The sequence below is a fragment of the Photobacterium andalusiense genome (assembly GCF_900185625.1).
GTDB lineage: Bacteria > Pseudomonadota > Gammaproteobacteria > Enterobacterales > Vibrionaceae > Photobacterium > Photobacterium aquimaris.
In genome coordinates this window covers 883,750-902,690 of record NZ_FYAJ01000001.1, presented here as the reverse complement: position 1 = coordinate 902,690, position 18,941 = coordinate 883,750, and the positions used below count along the sequence as shown (strand labels likewise).

Genomic DNA, 18,941 nt, shown 5'->3' with positions numbered 1-18,941 from the left:
TTTTATCATTTTAATTATCTTCATTAGTGGTGATGTTTATGTTTTCAATAGATGATTTTTTATCTTGTGTATTTGATTTTTTATGACATGCAGTAATAGTAGTTTTCGGAAGAGGGGTAAATGAATATATTGTGATAAAAATAGAAATAAACCAGAAAAATAAACTAATATCATTTATTTCATCAAGGAATGACATTGTTAATGTCCCTGTTTGATCTAATTTTATAATTAGAATACCCCCCATAATGGCTAATGAAATAAGTGTATTAAGCGTTAATATTAAAGAGTATCGTTTAATTGAGTACCAGGTTTTAAATTCATAAACCGTTGCTTTTTTAAAGAAACGCCATGTCAAAATGACGAATAAAATTATTGAAATAATTTCAAATCGATCAACATCAAATAACCCATCATCATATTCAAATGGTTCAGTAAAAAATAGAGCAATAAAAGAAAGTGCTATGAGAATACTAAAAATAGTAGCCACTTTTTTTAAACACCAATGAATAATTTGTTGCAGATATGTATCCGCTATTGTGATAAATCGCATAAAAACCTAATTCAAGAGAATGGAATACCTATTTGGTATAATTGTATTTTATGCTCTTTTTATAATATGTGTATATTTTTATGCAACTATCCACCTGAATAAAGAAAAAAGGACAGCCATAACTGTGTTATTAATTCTGCCGAGGTTGAGCAAGGTTATTTAATGAACTATATGATGGCTAATTTCTTCCTATTGAAAACAGTGTTCTCTATTGCTAAATGATTAAAACATACCATGGTCAATCCACTATCCACAGTGCTAAAGCCAGTGAATGGGTGCGGGGAGTATCAAAGAAAGTATGGAGTGCACATGATCTTAGAAAGCGAGCACGATCAATATGGGCTGAATTAGGGGTTGATTACATTGTGTGTGAATCTTTGCTTAACCATGCTCGAGATAAGTTAGATCAAGCCTATATCCATACACATATGGAATTACAGAAGAAAGAAGCGTTAGAAACGTACCATAAATGGCTTAAAAAAGGATGGTGTACCTGTCTAGCACCTGTCTCGATTCAAAATCCAATCATCGATAAACCCTTATCCAGACTGGCTTGAAGCCACTTTTCATTATAAACCTCAGCGGATGATAATAAGAATGCAGATTTGTACGAAAAACGAATAAATCAACGCAAATTTGATGGAAGCTGCACGTGTAGTTCCTTATCAAGTTGGCTTAATAAAATTGAGTAAAACCCAGTTGAAAGTTCTGCAGTCAATTATGCCTGGTGAAAAGGTAACAGCAGAGCAGATAGCCAAGCGTTGTGAGTTGTCGAGTTCGTGGGCGAGTACTTTGTTGAAGATGGTTTGGGAAAGAGGGTATTTGGTGAGAGGTGGCCATGTTCGAATAAATGGCGGACTTGAATTTGTTTACTCATTAGTGTGAGTTGAAGTGAAAGTTAATATTTGTTAGTAACTTCATTATATTAATTGATTTTATTATGTAAGCTTACTGTTGCTTGAAATCGGTATGCTAGAGCATCCAATATGCAATCACGTAATTGTGATGGAATAACAAATATTAGATGAATAAATTAAACAAATCCTTATAAATAGTATTTCATGGAATGAGAATTAAAAATGAATAAAGATAAAGTTATTAGCTGCATTCAAGATTTTTTCGAAGAAGAACATATAAAAGAAGTCATTGCTACGATTAAAGAATGTCAGGTTTCAGGTTGGGAAGGGTGGATTCAAGTTGAATTTGCTCACTATCTTCAAAAGAAAGTATATAAAGAGCAAAAAGCGAATTTCTCTTGGTATCGTGAGTATAAAGTACACTCATCAGGAGATAATCATATCATTCCTGATTTTTGGATATCATCAGATGAAGATGAAAAGAGTTATTTTTTAATTGAGTTTAAGCGAAGTAATTCTGGCAAACTTGAAGATGAAATGAAAGTAGATGTGGAAAAATGGCGGAATCATATTGTCATCAATCAAGGGAAATTGTACTGCCCAACGGATAACAATACCTATAATAATTTAGGTGTTTTCTTTGTAGGTGTTGATACAAATCCTGCGAATAAAGAACTCCATGTGGAAGGCGTGACATTGGAAAACTACGGAAAACAATCTCAGTATCGTATCGATTTCCTATCAGTAATCTAAAAACTAACAGAGAACATATAACTTACATGTGCTCTCTGTTTATATTATTTATTTTGATTTAGCTAAAATTGTAACGCCTTCGGTATAGCTAAATCCATAACCCCAACCGTAGCTCATATGAGGGCTAGATGAGTAATCATTTTTATACCTTCCAGAGATTAAAGGTGTAATGTTTATAACTTCAAATCCTTCTGCTTCTAAATCAGCAACAGCTTTTTCAATGCGCTTAGTGAATTTTTTACCATCCATTTCTTTGTCAGAATATCCCTCTGAGTGCCACACTTTTTGTTCCTCATAAATAGGGATTTGTTCTTCTACAAACCTTTTAGAGAATATCCCTTTTTCTATTTGAACTGTTTTAGTTCCCACTTCGACTTGATCTGTAGACCAATAGCCATATTCCATGAAAGGAGCTTCTACCCACTTAGTTTTTATTGCCATAAATTTCCAAAAAAAATAAAAATATTTTTTATATTTAATCATATGCAAAGTGGGAAGTATGATAAGAACGTTTGAATTATTGAAAATAGATATTATTTTAATTGGTTAGGTTCTTTTGGACGCGCAGAAACCTCAAACGAGTCAGACTCTCGGGAAATAAAAATTTTCGGCCCTTCTTAGCCACCACCACCGAGGTTGGCGATTTAGACCATTTTCGGTGGTGAAGGGCAGAGCGTGATGCGTAACGTTTATTTTATTTATTATAAATTGTATATATTTCTTTTAGCTCTTCTATTGAAAGTGCTGGTTGTTTACGATGGAGCATTGCATGACAGTTAGGACAAACTGGCCTTAAATCTTTCACTGGATCTATATCATATTCTTTATTTATTTCAGAAAGGGGTTTTAAATGATGAACATGAATATAATTTTTTCCTAGTTGTCCATAAGTTTTCTCAAAATGAAAATTACATACACCACAATTATATTTCCAGTGTTCAATGCACAACCTTCTTGCTTTTGTATTTCTTTCATAAGCGTTAACCGTTATAACTTTTTTTCCCCCTTCTTTTAATTTTGATGATTCTGCTTCATCTGGACCACTAAAGTCCTGCTCATTTCTTTCAATACGTGAATTCCAAAAATCAAATAGACCGTCAGCAATGTCAGCTGGAATTGTTTTACCGGAACCTTGCGAGTCCCAAATGTTACTAATAAATTCGGGGGCATTTAATTCATCTCGTGAAATTGGAGTTTTGAATTGATTGTTTGATAAATGATCAAATTTCACGTCTACGTATAAAGATTCTTTACCTTCTTTACGTTTTTCTTCTTGATAATGTGGTGCGTAATATGGAGCAGCGGTAACTACCCCTGAACCAATAAGACCTTTATTTCCTTTTCCTTGTTTTAATAAAAAAATATTATCGCCAACAAGGATTTTTTTTGTTGTACCACAGCTCCATTTCAATATTTTACCTTGTGTATATTTTTGATAATAGATATCAAATTGTTCTTTAGGCCATACACGAGGATTCCATGTTAAAAGATATGTGCTCATATTAATCCTTGAGGTAATAAGATTAGTTATCAAATAGTACTGCTTCTTTTTTGGAACTAGACTTCAAATGATCATTGATTTTAGATATGTTCATTTTTCTGAATGAGATGTATTTGGTGAAACTAGTAGAAATTATAGCTTTGCCAGCAGAAGAATAGCCAAGATGACCAACAATAATAAAATCAGAACCATCAAGCTCAGAAACATCTTTAAGTCTAAAGTTCTTTATTAGTTCTTGAGATAGCTCAGGGTTTAGACGAATGCTAGGCTCTGTTCGATAATCACCATAATTTAGCCAAAGAACACCTTTTTTATCTATATTTAGGTTATTAATTGGTCCCCAGAAAATATATTCTTGTCTCATATGGTCTTTTGATACATGTTTAATGTTTACAATATTGTCTTTTAATTTTCCGTCTATAATTGTACGACCACCATTCGAAACGATTTTAATTTCTAGACCATTTTCACCATAATTTGGGTTGCGGATAAGATTAGTTAGAATTCCTCTTAGTGATTTATTTAAAGGATATCCGCTAGAGTTGCCAAGTGGATTTTTTATTGCTGGTGATGGGCGCGTTGATTCTTCATCACCATGTTTGTCATTATCCTGTGAGACATAAATATTAGATGTCGCTGATTTATCTAAATTTACATATAAGCTAGAGCCTGGGCTATTTGGGTCATCAATGTTTTCATCTGTTGCTTCTGATTTTAAATCTACAGTAGAAGCATTACATCCATCTAAATGCCTTGCACCAAAACAAGCCATACGACTCATTTTTTCTGTTTCAAATCCTTTTATAAACCAAGCTTTTTGGGAGCATTCGATACAGTCTATTAGTCCTCGATATTTATCTGGGTTTTGTGCGTAGTCTTCAGTACTACATTCTGAGCCATTATCTCTAAATTTAGCTTTAATCATAATATACTCAATAACTTATATGTAATATATAGTTAGGATATTCTTAGTATTTATTTACTCAATATGTTTTGGTGTGATGTGTGATAAGAACAGCATTGTTAGTGCTAAATGTTTTAAAAAGCAGTACTTAGATCTGCAGAGGAGGCGATAGAACATGCTAAGATTTAATGATGGAATAAATAACTTTGTCCCTGAAGTGTCCTCAGTAACAAAGAAAGTCATTTAGCTATTGTATATCAAATGGTTACAAGTTACGTATTAGAGTCAATCCAAATATGTTTTCTTTAGTTTCTGCTTTTTTCAACAACAAAATAGCTTTCAACGGTATTTAGCTTTTAGACTTCGATATTGTGACATTGTCACGTTTATTAGGTTTTTTTTAGGGTTGTGATATTACTTCGAAAGTTTATTGGTCATTAAACTAATAGCATGATTTAGCTTTGGTTTTATAGGATAAAAAACAATTAATATTGGGCCAAATCTTATAAATTGAGTTTTACAATAATGCGTTTGAAATTATCACTTATAGCCAGTTCAGTGATGTTAGCGAGTATGAATGTTCATGCTCTGACTCAAAGTGACATCGATTATGCGGCAAAGCATATCAAGTTAACGACAGGTCTGGTTGAAAATAAGCCTCAAGATTGTCCTCCTGAGTCTCCGTGGGGGCATTGTTACCGCGTTGAAATTGAGTTAGAAAATACCGGCAAACGTGATCTTAATAAAGATGTTGAAATCTACTTTTCTAATTATCATCGTTCATTAGGCTCTAAGAGTGATGAGTTTAAAATTGAGCATATTAATGGTGACTTGCATAAGATAACCATGACCGACAGTTTTAATGGTTTAAAAAGTGGTCAAACAAAAAAGTTAAATATTGATTTTATGAACTGGATTGTTTCAGAGAGTGACTTTTTTCCTAACTATTATGTCGCAGGTGCTAATCTTCAAGCGCGAAATATTTTAAATACTCAGCCTTTACTTGATAGAGTTGGATTAGATGAACTGTCTGGTTTTAGTCGTGGAATTAAAAATACACAAAACCAGCTTAAACGTAATGCGGGTGATTTACTTCCTACTGCCACTGCAACATCACGTTATGCAGACAACGTAACAGTTAAAGATCTGGGTGTTGAAGCAGTATCGGCGAATATTTTACCGACACCGATGAAAACAACGTTATTAGGTGGCAAATTAGATATTACGCAAGGATTTGATATTGTTAGTGATGAGTTGCCGTTAAATCAACGTCAGGCGTTGAATGATCGTTTTAAATCACTGGGTATTCAAACTGGACAGGGTGTAAAGATTAATGTGATGGTAAAACCCGATCCATCAAAACCTTCAGGCTCATATACGCTTAATATTGATGAAGATAAAATAGCCGTTATTGGTACGGATAATGCTGGTGCTTTTTATGGCGTGCAGTCTGTCGCCGGCATGATAACGCTGGGTAAAAATACTCTAGATACGGTTGTGATCCAAGATCAACCACGCTATGACTATCGCGGTATGCATGTGGATGTTTCTCGTAACTTTCATTCAAAAGCCTTTATTTTTAAGTTAATGGATCAAATGGCGGCTTATAAACTCAATAAGTTCCATTTCCATTTAGCTGATGATGAAGGGTGGCGCTTGGAGATCAATGGATTACCAGAGCTAACCGAAGTCGGCGCGCATCGTTGCCATGATCTAGATGAAAATAAATGTATGCTGCCACAATTAGGTTCAGGTGCAGAGTTACCGAATACGGGGTCTGGTTATTACACTCGTGAAGATTATAAAGAAATTCTTAAATATGCGAGTGCACGTAATATTCAAGTTATTCCTTCGATGGATATGCCTGGTCACAGTTTAGCTGCGGTTAAAGCAATGGAAGCTCGATACCGTAAATTTATGGCGCAAGGTGATCAAACGGCCGCTGAAATGTATTTACTTTCTGATCCGTATGACACCACAAAGTATTACTCAATTCAGCATTATCAAGATAACACTATTAACCCTTGTCTTGAATCGAGCTTTATTTTTATGGATAAAGTGATCGATGAAATTAATAAATTACATACGGAAGCTGGTCAACCGCTAACAGATTATCACATTGGTGCCGATGAAACCGCAGGCGCTTGGGGAGATTCTCCTGCATGTAGAAAGATGTTTGTTGATCCTAAAAGTGGAATTAAAAATGCTAAGGATTTAGGCGGTTATTTCATTAATCGTATTAATCATATTCTTGATACTAAGGGACTGACTCTTGGTGCATGGAACGATGGTTTATCTCATTCTGTGATTGAGCCAAGTAAACTTGCTGGCGATCCAGCGAAAGCTTGGGTATGGGGAACCATGTTCTGGGGCGGTGTCGATAATTATAATAACTTTGCTAATAAAGGTTACGATGTGGTTGTCGTTCCACCTGATGCTTATTACTTTGATATGCCCTATGAAAATGATCCTAAAGAACGTGGCTATTATTGGGCGACACGCCATACCAACACCAAAAAAGCGTTCTCTTTTATGCCAGACAATATTCCAGCTAACGTAGAATGGATGTCTGATCGAATGGGGGCGCCGATTGCAGCTGTCACCGGAGAGAAAAAACGCGATTTTATTGGTGTCCAGGGTGCATTTTGGTCTGAAGTGACAAGAACTGATGCACAAGCAGAATACATGATTTTTCCGCGTATTTTTGCGATTGCAGAGCGCGGGTGGCATAAAGCGGATTGGGAGCCTGAACATAAACAAGGGGTAGAATTTAAGACTAACGTCGATGGCAATAAAGGCACAACACATTTAAATGAAAATGCTAAATTGCGTGATGCTGATTGGCAACAGTTTTCTAATTTGATTGGTTATAAAGAGTTACCTAAGTTAGATAAAGCCAATATACATTATCGATTGCCAATAGTTGGGGCTGTTATTAATAAAGGTTATTTAGATGCGAATACACCTTTTAGTGGTGTTCAAATTGAATATTCAAAAGACGGTAAAAACTGGGAAAATTATAATGTAGATAAACGGCCATTGGTTAGTGATAATATATTTGTACGTACTGTTGCAAAAGATGGACGAGCAGGGCGTGTAATAAGCGTAATAGCAAATTAATCATTGTGAATGGTAGTTGAATAAAATAACAAAAGCCGTCTATTAAAAAAGAAGAAATGGCGGCTTTTGTCGGTAGTTAAATATATTAATTAGCAAAATCATCTTGTTCTAGATTATCCCAATCTGTACAAGTACCTTCCATTGATAAAGATTTCTGATGAGGAGTTTTATTTTCTTGTTCTTCTTTAATCAGAATAAGTATTTTATCTTTAATGTCTAATTGTAGTTGTTGTAAAACAAGAAGATCCTCAAAGTTATTTCCTAATAATATAATTGCTTTATCTATGGCATTGTATTGTGAACATAATGTAGCAAAGTGATTGTTTTTTTTCTTTAATGTTACAATGATTTCTTTATGTTCAGGAAACATATTAATACCTTATTATTAATTATTATTGACTGCCGATGAATATAAATGATCTATCAATTATTTTATATTCAATATAATTTAAATACGATTAAATGTTTCTTATCTCATTTACTATCCGTCACTATGTTGCCTGTTTTTTTTGCGCAAAAATTGAGCTTATCGAGTTATTGGTAATCAATTGGTTGTTTTGTGCGAATGATCTTAATCAATTAATTACTGTTAAGTATAAAGTGATGTTAAAATTTTATATACATAGTAGTTATAATTATTCTTGAATTGAAAGATTTAAAAAATACCTTTTGATTTTTATGGTTATAATCAAAGAGAATAATGACATAACTGTTTGTTTAACAATTAGCGTAATGCTGATTATATAGAGGGCGTAATGACCGAAAACATAAAGAAAAATTCACTAATATTGTTGACATTACTGCCTACTATTTTTATTTTGAAATTGTTTCATGCTGGTTTTATGGCTTCGTTAGAAGAAAATACGAAGCAACATGCTATTGCAATAGTGACTCAAATTGACACTATTCTTGCTTATGGTGAACAGTCTAACCAACAGGCATTAGATTTAATTGCTGCTGATAATAATTGCGATCAAATTTATCGTAAAATAAGAACAAGCGTTACCCGTATTCCTTATGTACGTACAACAAACCTTGTACATGGCGATAGTATTTATTGTACATCTCTTTGGGGGCCGCTTACTTTTAATGATAACCAAGCAAAATATGTTGATGGCAAATTATTGCTAATGCCTGGAAGTAAGGTTAAAAAGAATCAACCATTAATCGTAGTTCGTTCTGAGGAAGGTGATAAGGCAGCGTTGAGTGGTATTGATACTCGGTATATTGAATCGCTGTTTTCTCATTCACAAACAAAATCATTTCTTGTTTCATTAGCTGTTGGTAAATTATGGTTAACCAATAATAATGTATTTACTTATGAAAATCCTAATAAGTCATTATTAGATGTTCAATCAGTAACATCTAATAATTATCCTTTTACAGTTTATATTGGTTTAAACGGCAAATCTTCATGGCTTATTTTTTGGGAACAAGAGTATTTTTATATATTAGTTATTTTATTTGCTCAAATGTTTTTTTCTCTATTTTGTCGAACGATATTGTGTCGTCCTCGTTCGTTATATTCAGAGCTCGAAAGGGCAATAAGCAATCATGAATTTGTGCCGTATGCTCAACCAATTATGAATGCAACAACAAAAGAGTTGGTTGGGTTAGAAATTTTAATGCGTTGGGAACATCCAGTTCATGGGCTGGTGCGTCCAGATATGTTTATTCCACAGGCTGAACGTTCTGGATTGATTATTCCAATGACAGATCTCATTTTAAAAGAGACGGCAAAACAGTTACGGCTATATAAACATGCGTTACCTGCACCATTTCATGTTGGAGTAAATATTGCACCACAGCATTGTAATAGCACTGTATTGTCTGAGGAATGCCAGCGTTTTATTAGTGAAGTTGCGGATAATAAAATCGTACTGGTGTTAGAATTAACTGAACGTGAAGCACTTGAAGTATCAGATTTTACCCACGGTCTATTTCAACAGTTAAAAAGTCTTGGTTGTAAAATTGCGATTGATGATTTTGGAACCGGACATTCAAGCTTAGTTAATTTGCAAAAAATTGATCTTAACTATCTTAAAATAGATCAGATCTTTGTTAAGAATATTGGTATAGATAATACTTCTGAGCTCTTAATTGATACCACCGTTGAAATGGCAAAACGTTTGTCACTTAGTATTATTGCTGAGGGTGTTGAAACAGAAGCACAAGCTGAATACTTACAAAAACAAGGTGTTGATTTCTTACAAGGTTTTCTGTTTTCTAAACCAATTCCATTAGAAGAATTTCTTCAGAATCATGCGTTAAAATTAGAAAAACAATAACTAACTTATCGTAACCCAAATACCCATGAGTAAGGTATTTGGGTCTTAATTGAATCTATAGCTTGTTATTAACGTTATTAAAGGCAGCTTTCAAAACCTTCGAAATTCGGTGCACCTAAATAAATCTCTTTATTACCACGGGCATTAGCATGGGCTTTGCGGAATTGTTCTGATTGAGTCCAACCATCAAATGCTTGGCGAGAATCCCATACTGAATGCGAAGCAAACAGAGTGTATTCATCATTCGATGCGCCTTGAAGTAAATTAAATGATTGAAAACCTGTAACGGTATCAAGATAGGTTTCGCGATTTTTCCAGATATCGATAAATTCTTGTTCTGAGCCTAAACGAATTTTAAAACGGTTCATTGCAATGTACATATAACTTCCTTAGCTGATTGACTGTTTTTTTATATTTAGAGTGCTATCACTATCATAGTAATAACGCTGTTGACCATTTATAAAAACAAAATGTTTGATTACGATTAATGACTTATTTAGTGAAAGACGATGTAAATCCGTTGAATAAACCAAAATGAAGCCATAATTCCCATGATATATAACGGTACTTGTTGAAAGATTCGTTGTTGGAAAAATGCAATTTTGGAGCAAATTTTTAATAGCGTTAGCAAGATACTTAGAAAGATAAGCTGTCCGATTTCCACGCCAACATTAAAGCATGCTAATGCTAAAGGAATGCTGGTTTGTTGCAGTCCTGCTGCTTTAAGTGCACTCGCAAAGCCTAAACCGTGTAGTAATCCAAATGAAAACGAGATCAACCACGGAAAGCGACGGCTTAATGTTGGTTGGTGTTTATTATTAGGCCGCGTTAACTCATAGCATAAAAATAGAATACTCAACGCGATACCAGCTTCAACGGGCGGTTCGGGTACATGAATCAGATTGAGTGCTGATAGACTTAATGTAATGCTGTGTGCCAATGTAAAACAAGTAATAGCCTTTAAGAAGGTCCGAAAATCACGAGTAAAGAGCAGCAGGCCAGCGACAAACATAAGGTGGTCGATGCCTGTTAAAATATGAGTTATACCTAAGGTGACAAATAACTTCACAGTAGACCAAGTGCTGACTTTGCCCGCCAATAATAATTGGTTATGTCCTTTGTAAAGTTCTAGCGTATTTATTTGCCCATGCTGGCTGGTGGTTTGCGTCAATAGTTGAATATTGTTTAGCCCTTGGAATGTGATCATCGGCGCGGTGTCTGTGGTTGGAAATACCAATAAATACCGTTGCAGATCCATGCCAAAACCATCAAGACTATTTTGAGAGCTTAATAGATGGATCTTGCCACCGTGGGTAAGCTTAGGAATGATTTTTGTGTGTTCTCCAGCTACTACTGGCAGTTTAAGCGTTAATTCATATTGATGGCTATTTATTTGGGTAATTAATCCAACAGCAGGTTGATAAGGATGGGCTTGTACTTGTGGGCTCCATACCAAACTCAATGCCATATATAAAACCGCGCATAGGGCAGTGTAAAGGTTATGCTTATACATTTTTAAGTAAGGTCTTTGTTGTGACAACGATGCCTGAGTTAGCAGGAAGCTCAATGCGGTATTTTTTTATTACGTCGGTTATTTTTGTATTAATAACAGCATTGGTATAGTCATTCGTTAGCAATGGTTTCGCATCTTTAAAGCTTAGAATTCCAGCTTTATTATAGTGGGTTAGTTTAACTGTAATAGGACCAAACGGAGTGTTGACCGAATGTGACCAGGTATTAGGGGCGATTGTATTTAAGGTTTTGATCACCGCTGATCCTAATTTAGACTGCAGATCTTGCTCGGTTATATGGGTTAAACATTGTTGAGAGCTGGGCGCTTGTTTTGAATGTGCTTGCTCTTGAGGTGACAGGAAGTGATAGCAGAGCGAGTACATATTAGGAAAACGGTAGTTTTGGCGATGTGCAACATAATAGCGGTGCAATAACCTAGTATTGGCCGCATTTATTTTAGCTATTTGGGTGGTGTAAGAAATAAACCGTTGCATTAGCAGCGCGTTAAGATTGGGATCGCCTTTCTCTAAACCGAGCTTCAGTGCTTGCTGCGATAAAATGCGTTGCAGAATCTCTTGATTGATATCGTTATTCAACATTGCATGAGAAGGCAAGCTCCCAAAGTATGTTTTGTCATCTCGCTTTTGTTGGTTGATTTGAGATGGCGTGATCACTACTTCATTGGTAGATGATGTGTTTGAATGATAAAACGAATAACAAACAAATAGGATTGCACCTGCTATTAGAAAGTGTGAAAACGGATCTTTAATGAATTTTTTAAGCCAATACAAAGCAGTGTTTAGCATGTTAGTGAGTCTTTTTTATATTAAATACCCCATAAGAATACATGTGGTATCTGTATGACTATTGAATGCAGTCATTAATAGAAAGGTGATGATGCAACATGTTGTATTTTATAAAGTAAGTATAATTATCTATATTGATTATTATTACACCTAACAGGTATATTTGAACGGTGTTTTATATTAAAGGGAAATGGTTGGTGGTATTATTTAAAAATCGGTTCACCTTTATATTAGCAATCTTATTTGCTATGGCAGATTAAGTAGTCATGAAAAAAATACTCTTTTTAACCACTCTTTTAGGTTTCAGTACTGCTTCACAAGCGGATTTACGTGTTGAGTTTAACAATGTAAATAATCTTAATAATACGAATGGTAGTCATAATAGTCGTGTTTATGTTTGTACTTTACAGCCTTTTACTGATGTCTTTGCTGATGTTGGTATGAGCGAAGATATTGCTCGCTATAAAGTGCACCAACGCTGTGAACAGTCGCAGGGTGAAAACAGTATCTTTTGTAAGGCAAAACAAGCGAAGTGTATTGAATCATCATTAGCGGTTAACTCTGATAGTGGACGACATGATGCTATCGCGTTATACAGTCATAAAAATCATCGTGGAAAGTCAGTTACTATCAGCCATGATGTGCCTAATTTAAGTGTTTATAATTTTGATGATCGTATGTCTTCTTATTATATTCCAGCAGGGTGGACTGTTCGTTTTTATGAGGGTATTAACTATAGCGGTGGGTATTATACTCGCAAAGGCGGTGATGAAAATGCAACAGGGTTTAATAATAAAATTAGCTCAATTAAGATTCTAAGCACTCGATCTTGGTAATTACAGCCATCATCGCTCATACAATAATGTAGCCTAACCTGAATAGCATAAGTGCTATTGTTGATGGTTATTGTAATTGAATGGGGTAGTTGTTATCAATGTGAGTGTTGATTGTCAGTGGTTGTATTGTTTGTGAGTAGTTAACACTGGCATGAATATTATTGATTGGTTTGGGACTGCTGTGTGCTGGAAGGGTGAAACTGAGGCAGCAACAGCATCATAGATACAAAAATTGATAATATGATGCCATTGAAATACCTACAAAACGACAATGTTATTTGTCTTGAGTGTCGTCTGTTTTATTCGCAACAATAGTCTTAGATATTTGTTTTTACTTTTAAAACAACATTAAAATAGTTGTTAACCACTGTTTTAATGTAATTCGCATCTTTAAATTGTGAAATGAGCATGCAGCCTTCGAGTGATACGAAATAAAGCCTCGCAGCATCTATAGCATTTAATTGTGATGAAAACTCATTGTCATTTATTCCAGCTGTTATGACTTGCTCTATCCACTGCTCATTAAAAGTAACGAATCGATCCAACGGAATGTTTAGGCTATCAGTGAGGGAATAAAAATCTGATGCATACATACCACATAAACACAGTTTGCCTTCTTCACGGACTGTAATAAAGATATTGGCCAACGCTGTTAATTTATCAGCTGCTGTCGTATGTTGCTGTTCGATCGCAGTTAGTGCCATTTGATAGCGCTCAAGATAACGTTCAAATACAACAATGGCTAAATCTTGTTTAGTTTTATAATGGTAATGAATGCTGGCTGTTTTTATGCCCAATTCGTCTTGAATATCACGAAAACTGAAGCCGTTAAAACCACGACATTGAATGTATTTTTCGGCAATATCGGCGATTTTTGCCGCAGTAGGATTAATGTCTTTCATAATTGATATTCACATTTTAAAGAAGATCAATAATCTATCATTTAGCATTACAGATAACAATTTTTTCTACCTATGAGTAGAGAGGTAATGGCGACGTGTTTATCGCCATTATTAACAATATCTGAGAGTTATTTTTAGCATTAATTACGACCCGCCATCACACCACCATCGACATCTAGCACTGTACCTGTGATCCATTTTGCTTTGTCTGACAGTAAAAATTCAATCGCATCTGCAATATCAGTGGTTGAACCTATATGTCCGATTGGGTGGAAATCATTAAATCCTTGTAATGCTGTTTCAATCTCATCTTCAGCAATGAATGATTTATAGATAGTTGAAAGAACAACGGCTGGAGCAACAGCATTCGCACGAATATTATCATCAGCAAGTTCCATTGCTAAGTTACGGGTAAATGCATGTAAAGCCGCTTTTTGCATTGAATAAGCAGATGATGGGGTGGCCTTAATAGCCTGATGGGCCCACATTGAACCGATATTTACGATTGAGCCACCGCCATGTTGTTGCATGTTTTTCGCAACCGCTTGAGTAATAAAGAAAAATGATTTATTGATATCTAATTGAAGATCATAATCTTTTGCAGTGTGCTCTAGAAAGCTAACTGGTTTAAAAAAACCAGCGGCGTTAACAAGATAACCAATATGACGAGTTTCATTTTCCAGTTGATGAATAAAAGTGTTCACCTTAGTAAGGTCATATAAATCAACTTGTGCTGTTTCAACATTACCGCCAGTTCGTTGTTCTAAGTCAGCTTTTGCTGCAGCAAGTTTATCGGCATTGTGCGATAAAATCATTACAGGAACTCCAGCGTTTAATAACCGTTCAGCAGTGGCTTTACCCATGCCTGATGAGCCGCCAACGATAAGTGCAATTGATGATGTCGTGAACATAATGTAATCCTTTATTCTATCTACCTACTGATTGGTAGGTGGTATGGTTAAAAAAATAAAGCGAGCAATGTGATTAGATGATTCTGCTACGCTTCATTGATTTTAAATATAGGGTGATTTTATTTTAGCGTCAAATACTATTTCTACCTATTAGTAGGTAGTTTATTCAAGTGTTTGATTTTTAATGTTTTAAAAATCCCAGTCGCTATCTTCAGTCGCAATGGTCTGACCGATCACATACGATGAGCCAGATCCTGAGAAAAAGTCATGATTTTCATCAGCATCAGGGGATAACGCAGCCATGATGACTGGGTTAACTTGACAAATTTCATCAGGGAATAGTGGTTCAAAGCCTAAGTTCATCAAGGCTTTGTTGGCGTTATAGTGGAGAAACTGCTTGGTATCTTCAACTAAGCCAACACTGCTATAAAGTGTTTCTGTATATTCACATTCAATAACATATAACTCAAATAGTAGTGATAAAGCGTAGTCTTTCAGTTCTGCTTGCTCTGTTGTGGGTAAGGTTTGGTATTTTTTCTGGAATTTATAACCGATATAATAGCCATGTATAGCTTCATCACGAATGATTAAGCGGATCAAATCGGCTGTATTAGTGAGCTTGCCTCGACTTGACCAATACATTGGCAAGTAAAAACCGGAATAGAACAAAAAGCTTTCTAAAAATACACTGGCAATTTTCTTTTTAAGTGGTGAGTCGACCGCATTATATTGTTGTAAAATCAGTTGTGCTTTTCGTTGTAGCAAGGCATTTTCTTCCGCCCACTTAAAGGCCTCATTGATTTGTGGTGTCGTACATAAGGTCGAGAAAACAGAAGAATAACTGCGTGCGTGAACTGCTTCCATAAAGGCAATATTGGTTAACACCGCTTCTTCATGAGGGGTTAATGCATCGGGTATTAATGTTGGCGCACCGATAGTATTTTGAATGGTATCGAGTAATGTTAGCCCCGTAAAAACTCGAATAGTTAGTTGTTGTTGGTGATCCGTTAATTGCGACCAGCTTTCAATATCATTTGATAATGGAACTTTTTCAGGTAGCCAGAAGTTAACTGTTAATCTGTTCCAGATTTCGAGATCTTTGTCATCCTCGAGTTGATTCCAGTTTATTGCACGAGCAAGTGGGTGAGATGCTAGAGACTTCATGATAACTTTTCCTTATAAATTACAAGAAACGCAGCCTTCAACTTGCGTACCTTCAAGTGCTTTTTGACGTAATCGAATGTAATACAGGGTTTTAATATTGTTTTTCCAAGCATATATTTGAGCTTTATTGATATCACGAGTGGTTGCGGTATCAGGGAAAAACAAGGTTAATGATAAGCCTTGATCCACATGTTGAGTGGCAATGGCATAGGTATCAATAATGGCAGTTACACCGATTTGGTACGCATCTTGGTAGAAGTGTTTATTTTCATTGGTGAGATAAGGCGCTGGATAGTAAACCCGTCCAATCTTAGCTTCTTTACGAATTTCTATTTTCGATATAATCGGATGAATAGATGCTGTGGAATTATTGATATAACTAATTGAACCTGTGGGCGGAATAGCTTGCAGATTGCGATTGTATAAGCCGTATTCCATGACCGATTGTTTAAGTTGCCCCCATTGTTTTTGAGTTGGAATATCGATCTTAAATTTGACTAAAAGCTGCTTAATTGTTGCTGTTTTAGCCGAGAAATCATTAGCAATATAGTTATCGAAAAATTGTCCACTGGCATATTGTGATTGTTCAAAACCTTTAAATGTTGCTTGTTTTTCAATCGCGAGTTGATTGGATGTACGTAGGCAATGGTAGAGTACCGCTGCAAAATAGACATTAGTAAAATCTAACGCTTGTTGACTACCATAATAGATATGTTCACGGGCAAGAAACCCATGCAGATTCATTTGACCTAACCCAATAGCGTGGCTGTCTTCGTTGCCTTTACGTACTGATGGCACACTATTGATATTACTCATTTCAGAAACAGCATTTAAAGCTCGAATAGCAATTTCAACCGATTGAGCAAGGTTGTTGCCATCCATTGTTTTAGCAATATTTAATGAGCCAAGGTTACATGAAATATCAGCACCGAGATGTTGGTAGCTAAGATCATCGTTATAAGTTGATGCTTGATTAACTTGGAGTATTTCAGAGCATAAGTTTGACATTGAAATACGACCATCAATAGGGTTAGCTTGATTGACAGTATCTTCAAACATAATGTAAGGATAACCAGATTCAAATTGTACTTCTGCCAATGTTTGGAAAAATTGACGGGCATTGATCTCGGTTTTGGTTATACGGTTATCTGCAACCATTTGATGATATAACGCGCTGATTGAAATGTCTGATAATGGTTTGCCATACACTTTTTCGATGTCATACGGTGAAAATAAGCACATCGGTTGATTATTTTTCGCAAGCTCAAAAGTAATATCAGGAATAACGACGCCTAAACTTAGGGTTTTAATCCGTACTTTTTCATCGGCATTTTCACGTTTAGTATCTAAAAAACGCAAAATATCAGGATGATGAGCGTGAAGATAAACTGCGCCGGCACCTTGACGAGCGCCAAGCTGATTAGCGTATGAAAAACTATCTTCGAGTAATTTCATTACTGGTACAACACCTGATGATTGATTTTCAATGCCTTTAATTGGTGCGCCATAACCACGTAAGTTAGAGAGCATTAATGCAACACCACCTCCTCGACGTGACAATTGCAGTGATGAGTTCACGGCACGACCAATGCTTTCCATGTTGTCTTCAATGCGCAGTAAAAAACATGAAATTAACTCACCACGGCTGCATTTACCTGCATTGGTAAAAGTTGGAGTAGCGGGTTGAAAGCGGCCATTGATGATTTCTTGCATTAATTGCATCGCAACAGTTTGATTTCCTTGAGCGAGTAATAGGGCAGTCATGACTACTCGATCTTCAAAAGATTCAAGGTATTGTTTTCCGTCACGTGTTTTAAGTGCATAAGACGTAAAGAATTTATATGCCCCAAGGAAGGTTTCAAATCTAAATTTAGCCTTGAATGCGGCTTGCCAAATCTGTTCTAAAAAAGACCATGAATAACCAGCAAAAATAGCGGTTTCGTAATAATTCTCTTGCGTTAAGAAATCGATTTTTTTGCGCAAGCTATCGAAAAATAAGGTTTTTTTGTTGATGTGCTGTAAAAAATACTGCCGAACCGCTTGTTTGTCAGCGAAAAATTGAATTTGACCTTGGTTATCAACTAAATTTAACATCGCATTTAAGGCATGATAATCGAGCTGATTCGCGTTATTTTTGTTTTTCTTCATAATGTTAACCAAAACTTTTGTAGTCCTTCTCTAACCCGTAATACATCCTGATCTGTACCTGCTAGTTCAAACCGATAAAGCACGGGTACTTGGCATTTTTGGGCAATCACATCACCAGCCAGAGCAAATAAACAACCGAAGTTTCGGTTCCCTGATGCAATGATCCCTTTAAGTAATAAACGATTTTTAGGGTTATTTAAAAATCGAATCACAGCTTTAGGTACAGCGCCTCGTCCGTAACCATCTGCATAGGTCGGGCATATTAAAACAAAAGGGGCTTCTGGAGTGGGCGTCGTTGTGTCAGCGTCTATAGGTAAGCGGATTGCACCTAAATTTAGCTTTTCAACAAAGCGCTGAGTATTGCCTGATTGGCTTGAAAAATAGATTAATTTGTACATAACTGTTTAATCAAATCTGGACGAAATCCACTCCAATGTTTACCTTCAATGACCACCACAGGTGCTTCTCTATAGCCAAGCTGGATCACTGTTTCTCGTGCGTTTTTATCGGCGCTTAAATCAATATTTCTATAAGCAATTCCTTGTGTATCAAGCACTCTTTTTGTTGCTATACACTGGATGCAATTGGGTTTGGAATAAACGATAACACTCATTAAATATCTCATGTAATTAAGGTAATAGTTATTTGAACGATAATCATTATCATATTGACATCTATATCTTGTGTTC

General features: G+C 35.5%; 19 protein-coding genes. 5 read left to right on the top strand and 14 right to left on the bottom strand.

The window, feature by feature from the left end; translation table 11 throughout:
* Window positions 1–10 precede the first annotated feature (10 nt).
* Complete coding sequence (locus PAND9192_RS04090; protein WP_087852647.1) at window positions 11–550, bottom strand: hypothetical protein; 540 nt, start codon at window positions 548–550, stop codon at window positions 11–13.
* A 218-nt stretch (window positions 551–768) separates the two neighbouring features.
* Here PAND9192_RS04090 and PAND9192_RS04085 point away from each other — a divergent pair, with 218 nt between their 5' ends.
* Both PAND9192_RS04085 and PAND9192_RS04075 read left to right on the top strand, forming a co-directional pair.
* The gene (locus tag PAND9192_RS04085; protein WP_087852646.1) at window positions 769–1,107 is read left to right on the top strand and encodes a site-specific integrase; all 339 of its coding nucleotides are present in this window, start codon (window positions 769–771) and stop codon (window positions 1,105–1,107) included.
* Between the two features lie 522 nt (window positions 1,108–1,629).
* On the top strand, window positions 1,630–2,160 hold the full coding sequence (locus PAND9192_RS04075; RefSeq protein WP_087852644.1) for a hypothetical protein: 531 nt from the start codon (window positions 1,630–1,632) through the stop codon (window positions 2,158–2,160).
* A gap of 48 nt (window positions 2,161–2,208) precedes the next feature.
* On the opposite strand, the gene PAND9192_RS04070 is transcribed toward PAND9192_RS04075, so the two are convergent.
* From PAND9192_RS04070 to PAND9192_RS04060, 3 genes are all read right to left on the bottom strand, one after another.
* Complete coding sequence (locus tag PAND9192_RS04070; RefSeq protein WP_081278653.1) at window positions 2,209–2,601, bottom strand: hypothetical protein; 393 nt, start codon at window positions 2,599–2,601, stop codon at window positions 2,209–2,211.
* 253 nt (window positions 2,602–2,854) lie between these two features.
* Window positions 2,855–3,661, bottom strand: coding sequence for an HNH endonuclease (locus PAND9192_RS04065; RefSeq protein WP_087852643.1), 807 nt, complete (start codon window positions 3,659–3,661; stop codon window positions 2,855–2,857).
* A 22-nt stretch (window positions 3,662–3,683) separates the two neighbouring features.
* A complete protein-coding gene (locus PAND9192_RS04060) occupies window positions 3,684–4,586 on the bottom strand; it encodes a hypothetical protein (protein WP_054262037.1) in 903 nt (300 codons plus the stop codon).
* A 504-nt stretch (window positions 4,587–5,090) separates the two neighbouring features.
* Here PAND9192_RS04060 and PAND9192_RS04055 point away from each other — a divergent pair.
* Complete coding sequence (locus PAND9192_RS04055; RefSeq protein ID WP_087852642.1) at window positions 5,091–7,685, top strand: beta-N-acetylhexosaminidase; 2,595 nt, start codon at window positions 5,091–5,093, stop codon at window positions 7,683–7,685.
* A gap of 85 nt (window positions 7,686–7,770) precedes the next feature.
* Here PAND9192_RS04055 and PAND9192_RS04050 read toward each other — a convergent pair whose 3' ends face one another.
* Complete coding sequence (locus tag PAND9192_RS04050) at window positions 7,771–8,055, bottom strand: HP1242/YdcH family protein (protein ID WP_087852641.1); 285 nt, start codon at window positions 8,053–8,055, stop codon at window positions 7,771–7,773.
* A 385-nt stretch (window positions 8,056–8,440) separates the two neighbouring features.
* On the opposite strand from PAND9192_RS04050, the gene PAND9192_RS04045 reads away from it, so the two are divergent.
* A complete protein-coding gene (locus PAND9192_RS04045) occupies window positions 8,441–9,973 on the top strand; it encodes an EAL domain-containing protein (protein ID WP_087852640.1) in 1,533 nt (510 codons plus the stop codon).
* 77 nt (window positions 9,974–10,050) lie between these two features.
* Here PAND9192_RS04045 and hmuQ read toward each other — a convergent pair whose 3' ends face one another.
* From hmuQ to PAND9192_RS04030, 3 genes are all read right to left on the bottom strand, one after another.
* Window positions 10,051–10,353: a heme-degrading protein HmuQ gene (hmuQ, locus tag PAND9192_RS04040; protein ID WP_087852639.1), complete on the bottom strand. Its 303-nt coding sequence runs from the start codon at window positions 10,351–10,353 to the stop codon at window positions 10,051–10,053.
* Between the two features lie 116 nt (window positions 10,354–10,469).
* Window positions 10,470–11,441, bottom strand: a complete 972-nt coding sequence (locus tag PAND9192_RS04035) for a HupE/UreJ family protein (protein WP_234998916.1) — start codon at window positions 11,439–11,441, stop codon at window positions 10,470–10,472.
* Window positions 11,442–11,478: 37 nt separating this feature from the next.
* Complete coding sequence (locus PAND9192_RS04030; RefSeq protein ID WP_087852637.1) at window positions 11,479–12,291, bottom strand: peptidylprolyl isomerase; 813 nt, start codon at window positions 12,289–12,291, stop codon at window positions 11,479–11,481.
* Between the two features lie 266 nt (window positions 12,292–12,557).
* On the opposite strand from PAND9192_RS04030, the gene PAND9192_RS04025 reads away from it, so the two are divergent.
* Window positions 12,558–13,127: a beta/gamma crystallin-related protein gene (locus PAND9192_RS04025; protein ID WP_087852636.1), complete on the top strand. Its 570-nt coding sequence runs from the start codon at window positions 12,558–12,560 to the stop codon at window positions 13,125–13,127.
* Between the two features lie 317 nt (window positions 13,128–13,444).
* Here PAND9192_RS04025 and PAND9192_RS04020 read toward each other — a convergent pair whose 3' ends face one another.
* From PAND9192_RS04020 to nrdH, 6 genes are all read right to left on the bottom strand, one after another.
* Window positions 13,445–14,029, bottom strand: coding sequence for a TetR/AcrR family transcriptional regulator (locus PAND9192_RS04020; protein ID WP_087852635.1), 585 nt, complete (start codon window positions 14,027–14,029; stop codon window positions 13,445–13,447).
* 140 nt (window positions 14,030–14,169) lie between these two features.
* A complete protein-coding gene (locus PAND9192_RS04015) occupies window positions 14,170–14,940 on the bottom strand; it encodes an SDR family NAD(P)-dependent oxidoreductase (protein ID WP_087852634.1) in 771 nt (256 codons plus the stop codon).
* Window positions 14,941–15,129: 189 nt separating this feature from the next.
* Window positions 15,130–16,104 (bottom strand): class 1b ribonucleoside-diphosphate reductase subunit beta, encoded by a 975-nt coding sequence (gene nrdF / locus PAND9192_RS04010; RefSeq protein ID WP_087852633.1) that lies wholly within the window; start codon window positions 16,102–16,104, stop codon window positions 15,130–15,132.
* Window positions 16,105–16,116: 12 nt separating this feature from the next.
* Window positions 16,117–18,252: a class 1b ribonucleoside-diphosphate reductase subunit alpha gene (gene nrdE / locus PAND9192_RS04005; RefSeq protein ID WP_087852632.1), complete on the bottom strand. Its 2,136-nt coding sequence runs from the start codon at window positions 18,250–18,252 to the stop codon at window positions 16,117–16,119.
* Window positions 18,249–18,650, bottom strand: coding sequence for a class Ib ribonucleoside-diphosphate reductase assembly flavoprotein NrdI (gene nrdI, locus PAND9192_RS04000; RefSeq protein ID WP_087852631.1), 402 nt, complete (start codon window positions 18,648–18,650; stop codon window positions 18,249–18,251). The genes nrdE and nrdI overlap by 4 nt, the downstream gene beginning before the upstream one ends.
* On the bottom strand, window positions 18,638–18,865 hold the full coding sequence (gene nrdH / locus PAND9192_RS03995) for a glutaredoxin-like protein NrdH (RefSeq protein WP_087852630.1): 228 nt from the start codon (window positions 18,863–18,865) through the stop codon (window positions 18,638–18,640). The genes nrdI and nrdH overlap by 13 nt, the downstream gene beginning before the upstream one ends.
* Between the last annotated feature and the right edge of the window lie 76 nt (window positions 18,866–18,941).

Excerpts from the sequence above, each read along its gene's own strand:
- PAND9192_RS04090 (WP_087852647.1), bottom strand. The coding sequence starts at position 550 with ATGCGATTTATCACAATAGCGGATACATATCTGCAACAAATTATTCAT.
- PAND9192_RS04085 (WP_087852646.1), top strand. The coding sequence starts at position 769 with ATGATTAAAACATACCATGGTCAATCCACTATCCACAGTGCTAAAGCC.
- PAND9192_RS04075 (WP_087852644.1), top strand. The coding sequence starts at position 1,630 with ATGAATAAAGATAAAGTTATTAGCTGCATTCAAGATTTTTTCGAAGAA.
- PAND9192_RS04070 (WP_081278653.1), bottom strand. The coding sequence starts at position 2,601 with ATGGCAATAAAAACTAAGTGGGTAGAAGCTCCTTTCATGGAATATGGC.
- PAND9192_RS04065 (WP_087852643.1), bottom strand. The coding sequence starts at position 3,661 with ATGAGCACATATCTTTTAACATGGAATCCTCGTGTATGGCCTAAAGAA.
- PAND9192_RS04060 (WP_054262037.1), bottom strand. The coding sequence starts at position 4,586 with ATGATTAAAGCTAAATTTAGAGATAATGGCTCAGAATGTAGTACTGAA.
- PAND9192_RS04055 (WP_087852642.1), top strand. The coding sequence starts at position 5,091 with ATGCGTTTGAAATTATCACTTATAGCCAGTTCAGTGATGTTAGCGAGT.
- PAND9192_RS04050 (WP_087852641.1), bottom strand. The coding sequence starts at position 8,055 with ATGTTTCCTGAACATAAAGAAATCATTGTAACATTAAAGAAAAAAAAC.
- PAND9192_RS04045 (WP_087852640.1), top strand. The coding sequence starts at position 8,441 with ATGACCGAAAACATAAAGAAAAATTCACTAATATTGTTGACATTACTG.
- hmuQ (WP_087852639.1), bottom strand. The coding sequence starts at position 10,353 with ATGTACATTGCAATGAACCGTTTTAAAATTCGTTTAGGCTCAGAACAA.
- PAND9192_RS04035 (WP_234998916.1), bottom strand. The coding sequence starts at position 11,441 with ATGGCATTGAGTTTGGTATGGAGCCCACAAGTACAAGCCCATCCTTAT.
- PAND9192_RS04030 (WP_087852637.1), bottom strand. The coding sequence starts at position 12,291 with ATGCTAAACACTGCTTTGTATTGGCTTAAAAAATTCATTAAAGATCCG.
- PAND9192_RS04025 (WP_087852636.1), top strand. The coding sequence starts at position 12,558 with ATGAAAAAAATACTCTTTTTAACCACTCTTTTAGGTTTCAGTACTGCT.
- PAND9192_RS04020 (WP_087852635.1), bottom strand. The coding sequence starts at position 14,029 with ATGAAAGACATTAATCCTACTGCGGCAAAAATCGCCGATATTGCCGAA.
- PAND9192_RS04015 (WP_087852634.1), bottom strand. The coding sequence starts at position 14,940 with ATGTTCACGACATCATCAATTGCACTTATCGTTGGCGGCTCATCAGGC.
- nrdF (WP_087852633.1), bottom strand. The coding sequence starts at position 16,104 with ATGAAGTCTCTAGCATCTCACCCACTTGCTCGTGCAATAAACTGGAAT.
- nrdE (WP_087852632.1), bottom strand. The coding sequence starts at position 18,252 with ATGAAGAAAAACAAAAATAACGCGAATCAGCTCGATTATCATGCCTTA.
- nrdI (WP_087852631.1), bottom strand. The coding sequence starts at position 18,650 with ATGTACAAATTAATCTATTTTTCAAGCCAATCAGGCAATACTCAGCGC.
- nrdH (WP_087852630.1), bottom strand. The coding sequence starts at position 18,865 with ATGAGTGTTATCGTTTATTCCAAACCCAATTGCATCCAGTGTATAGCA.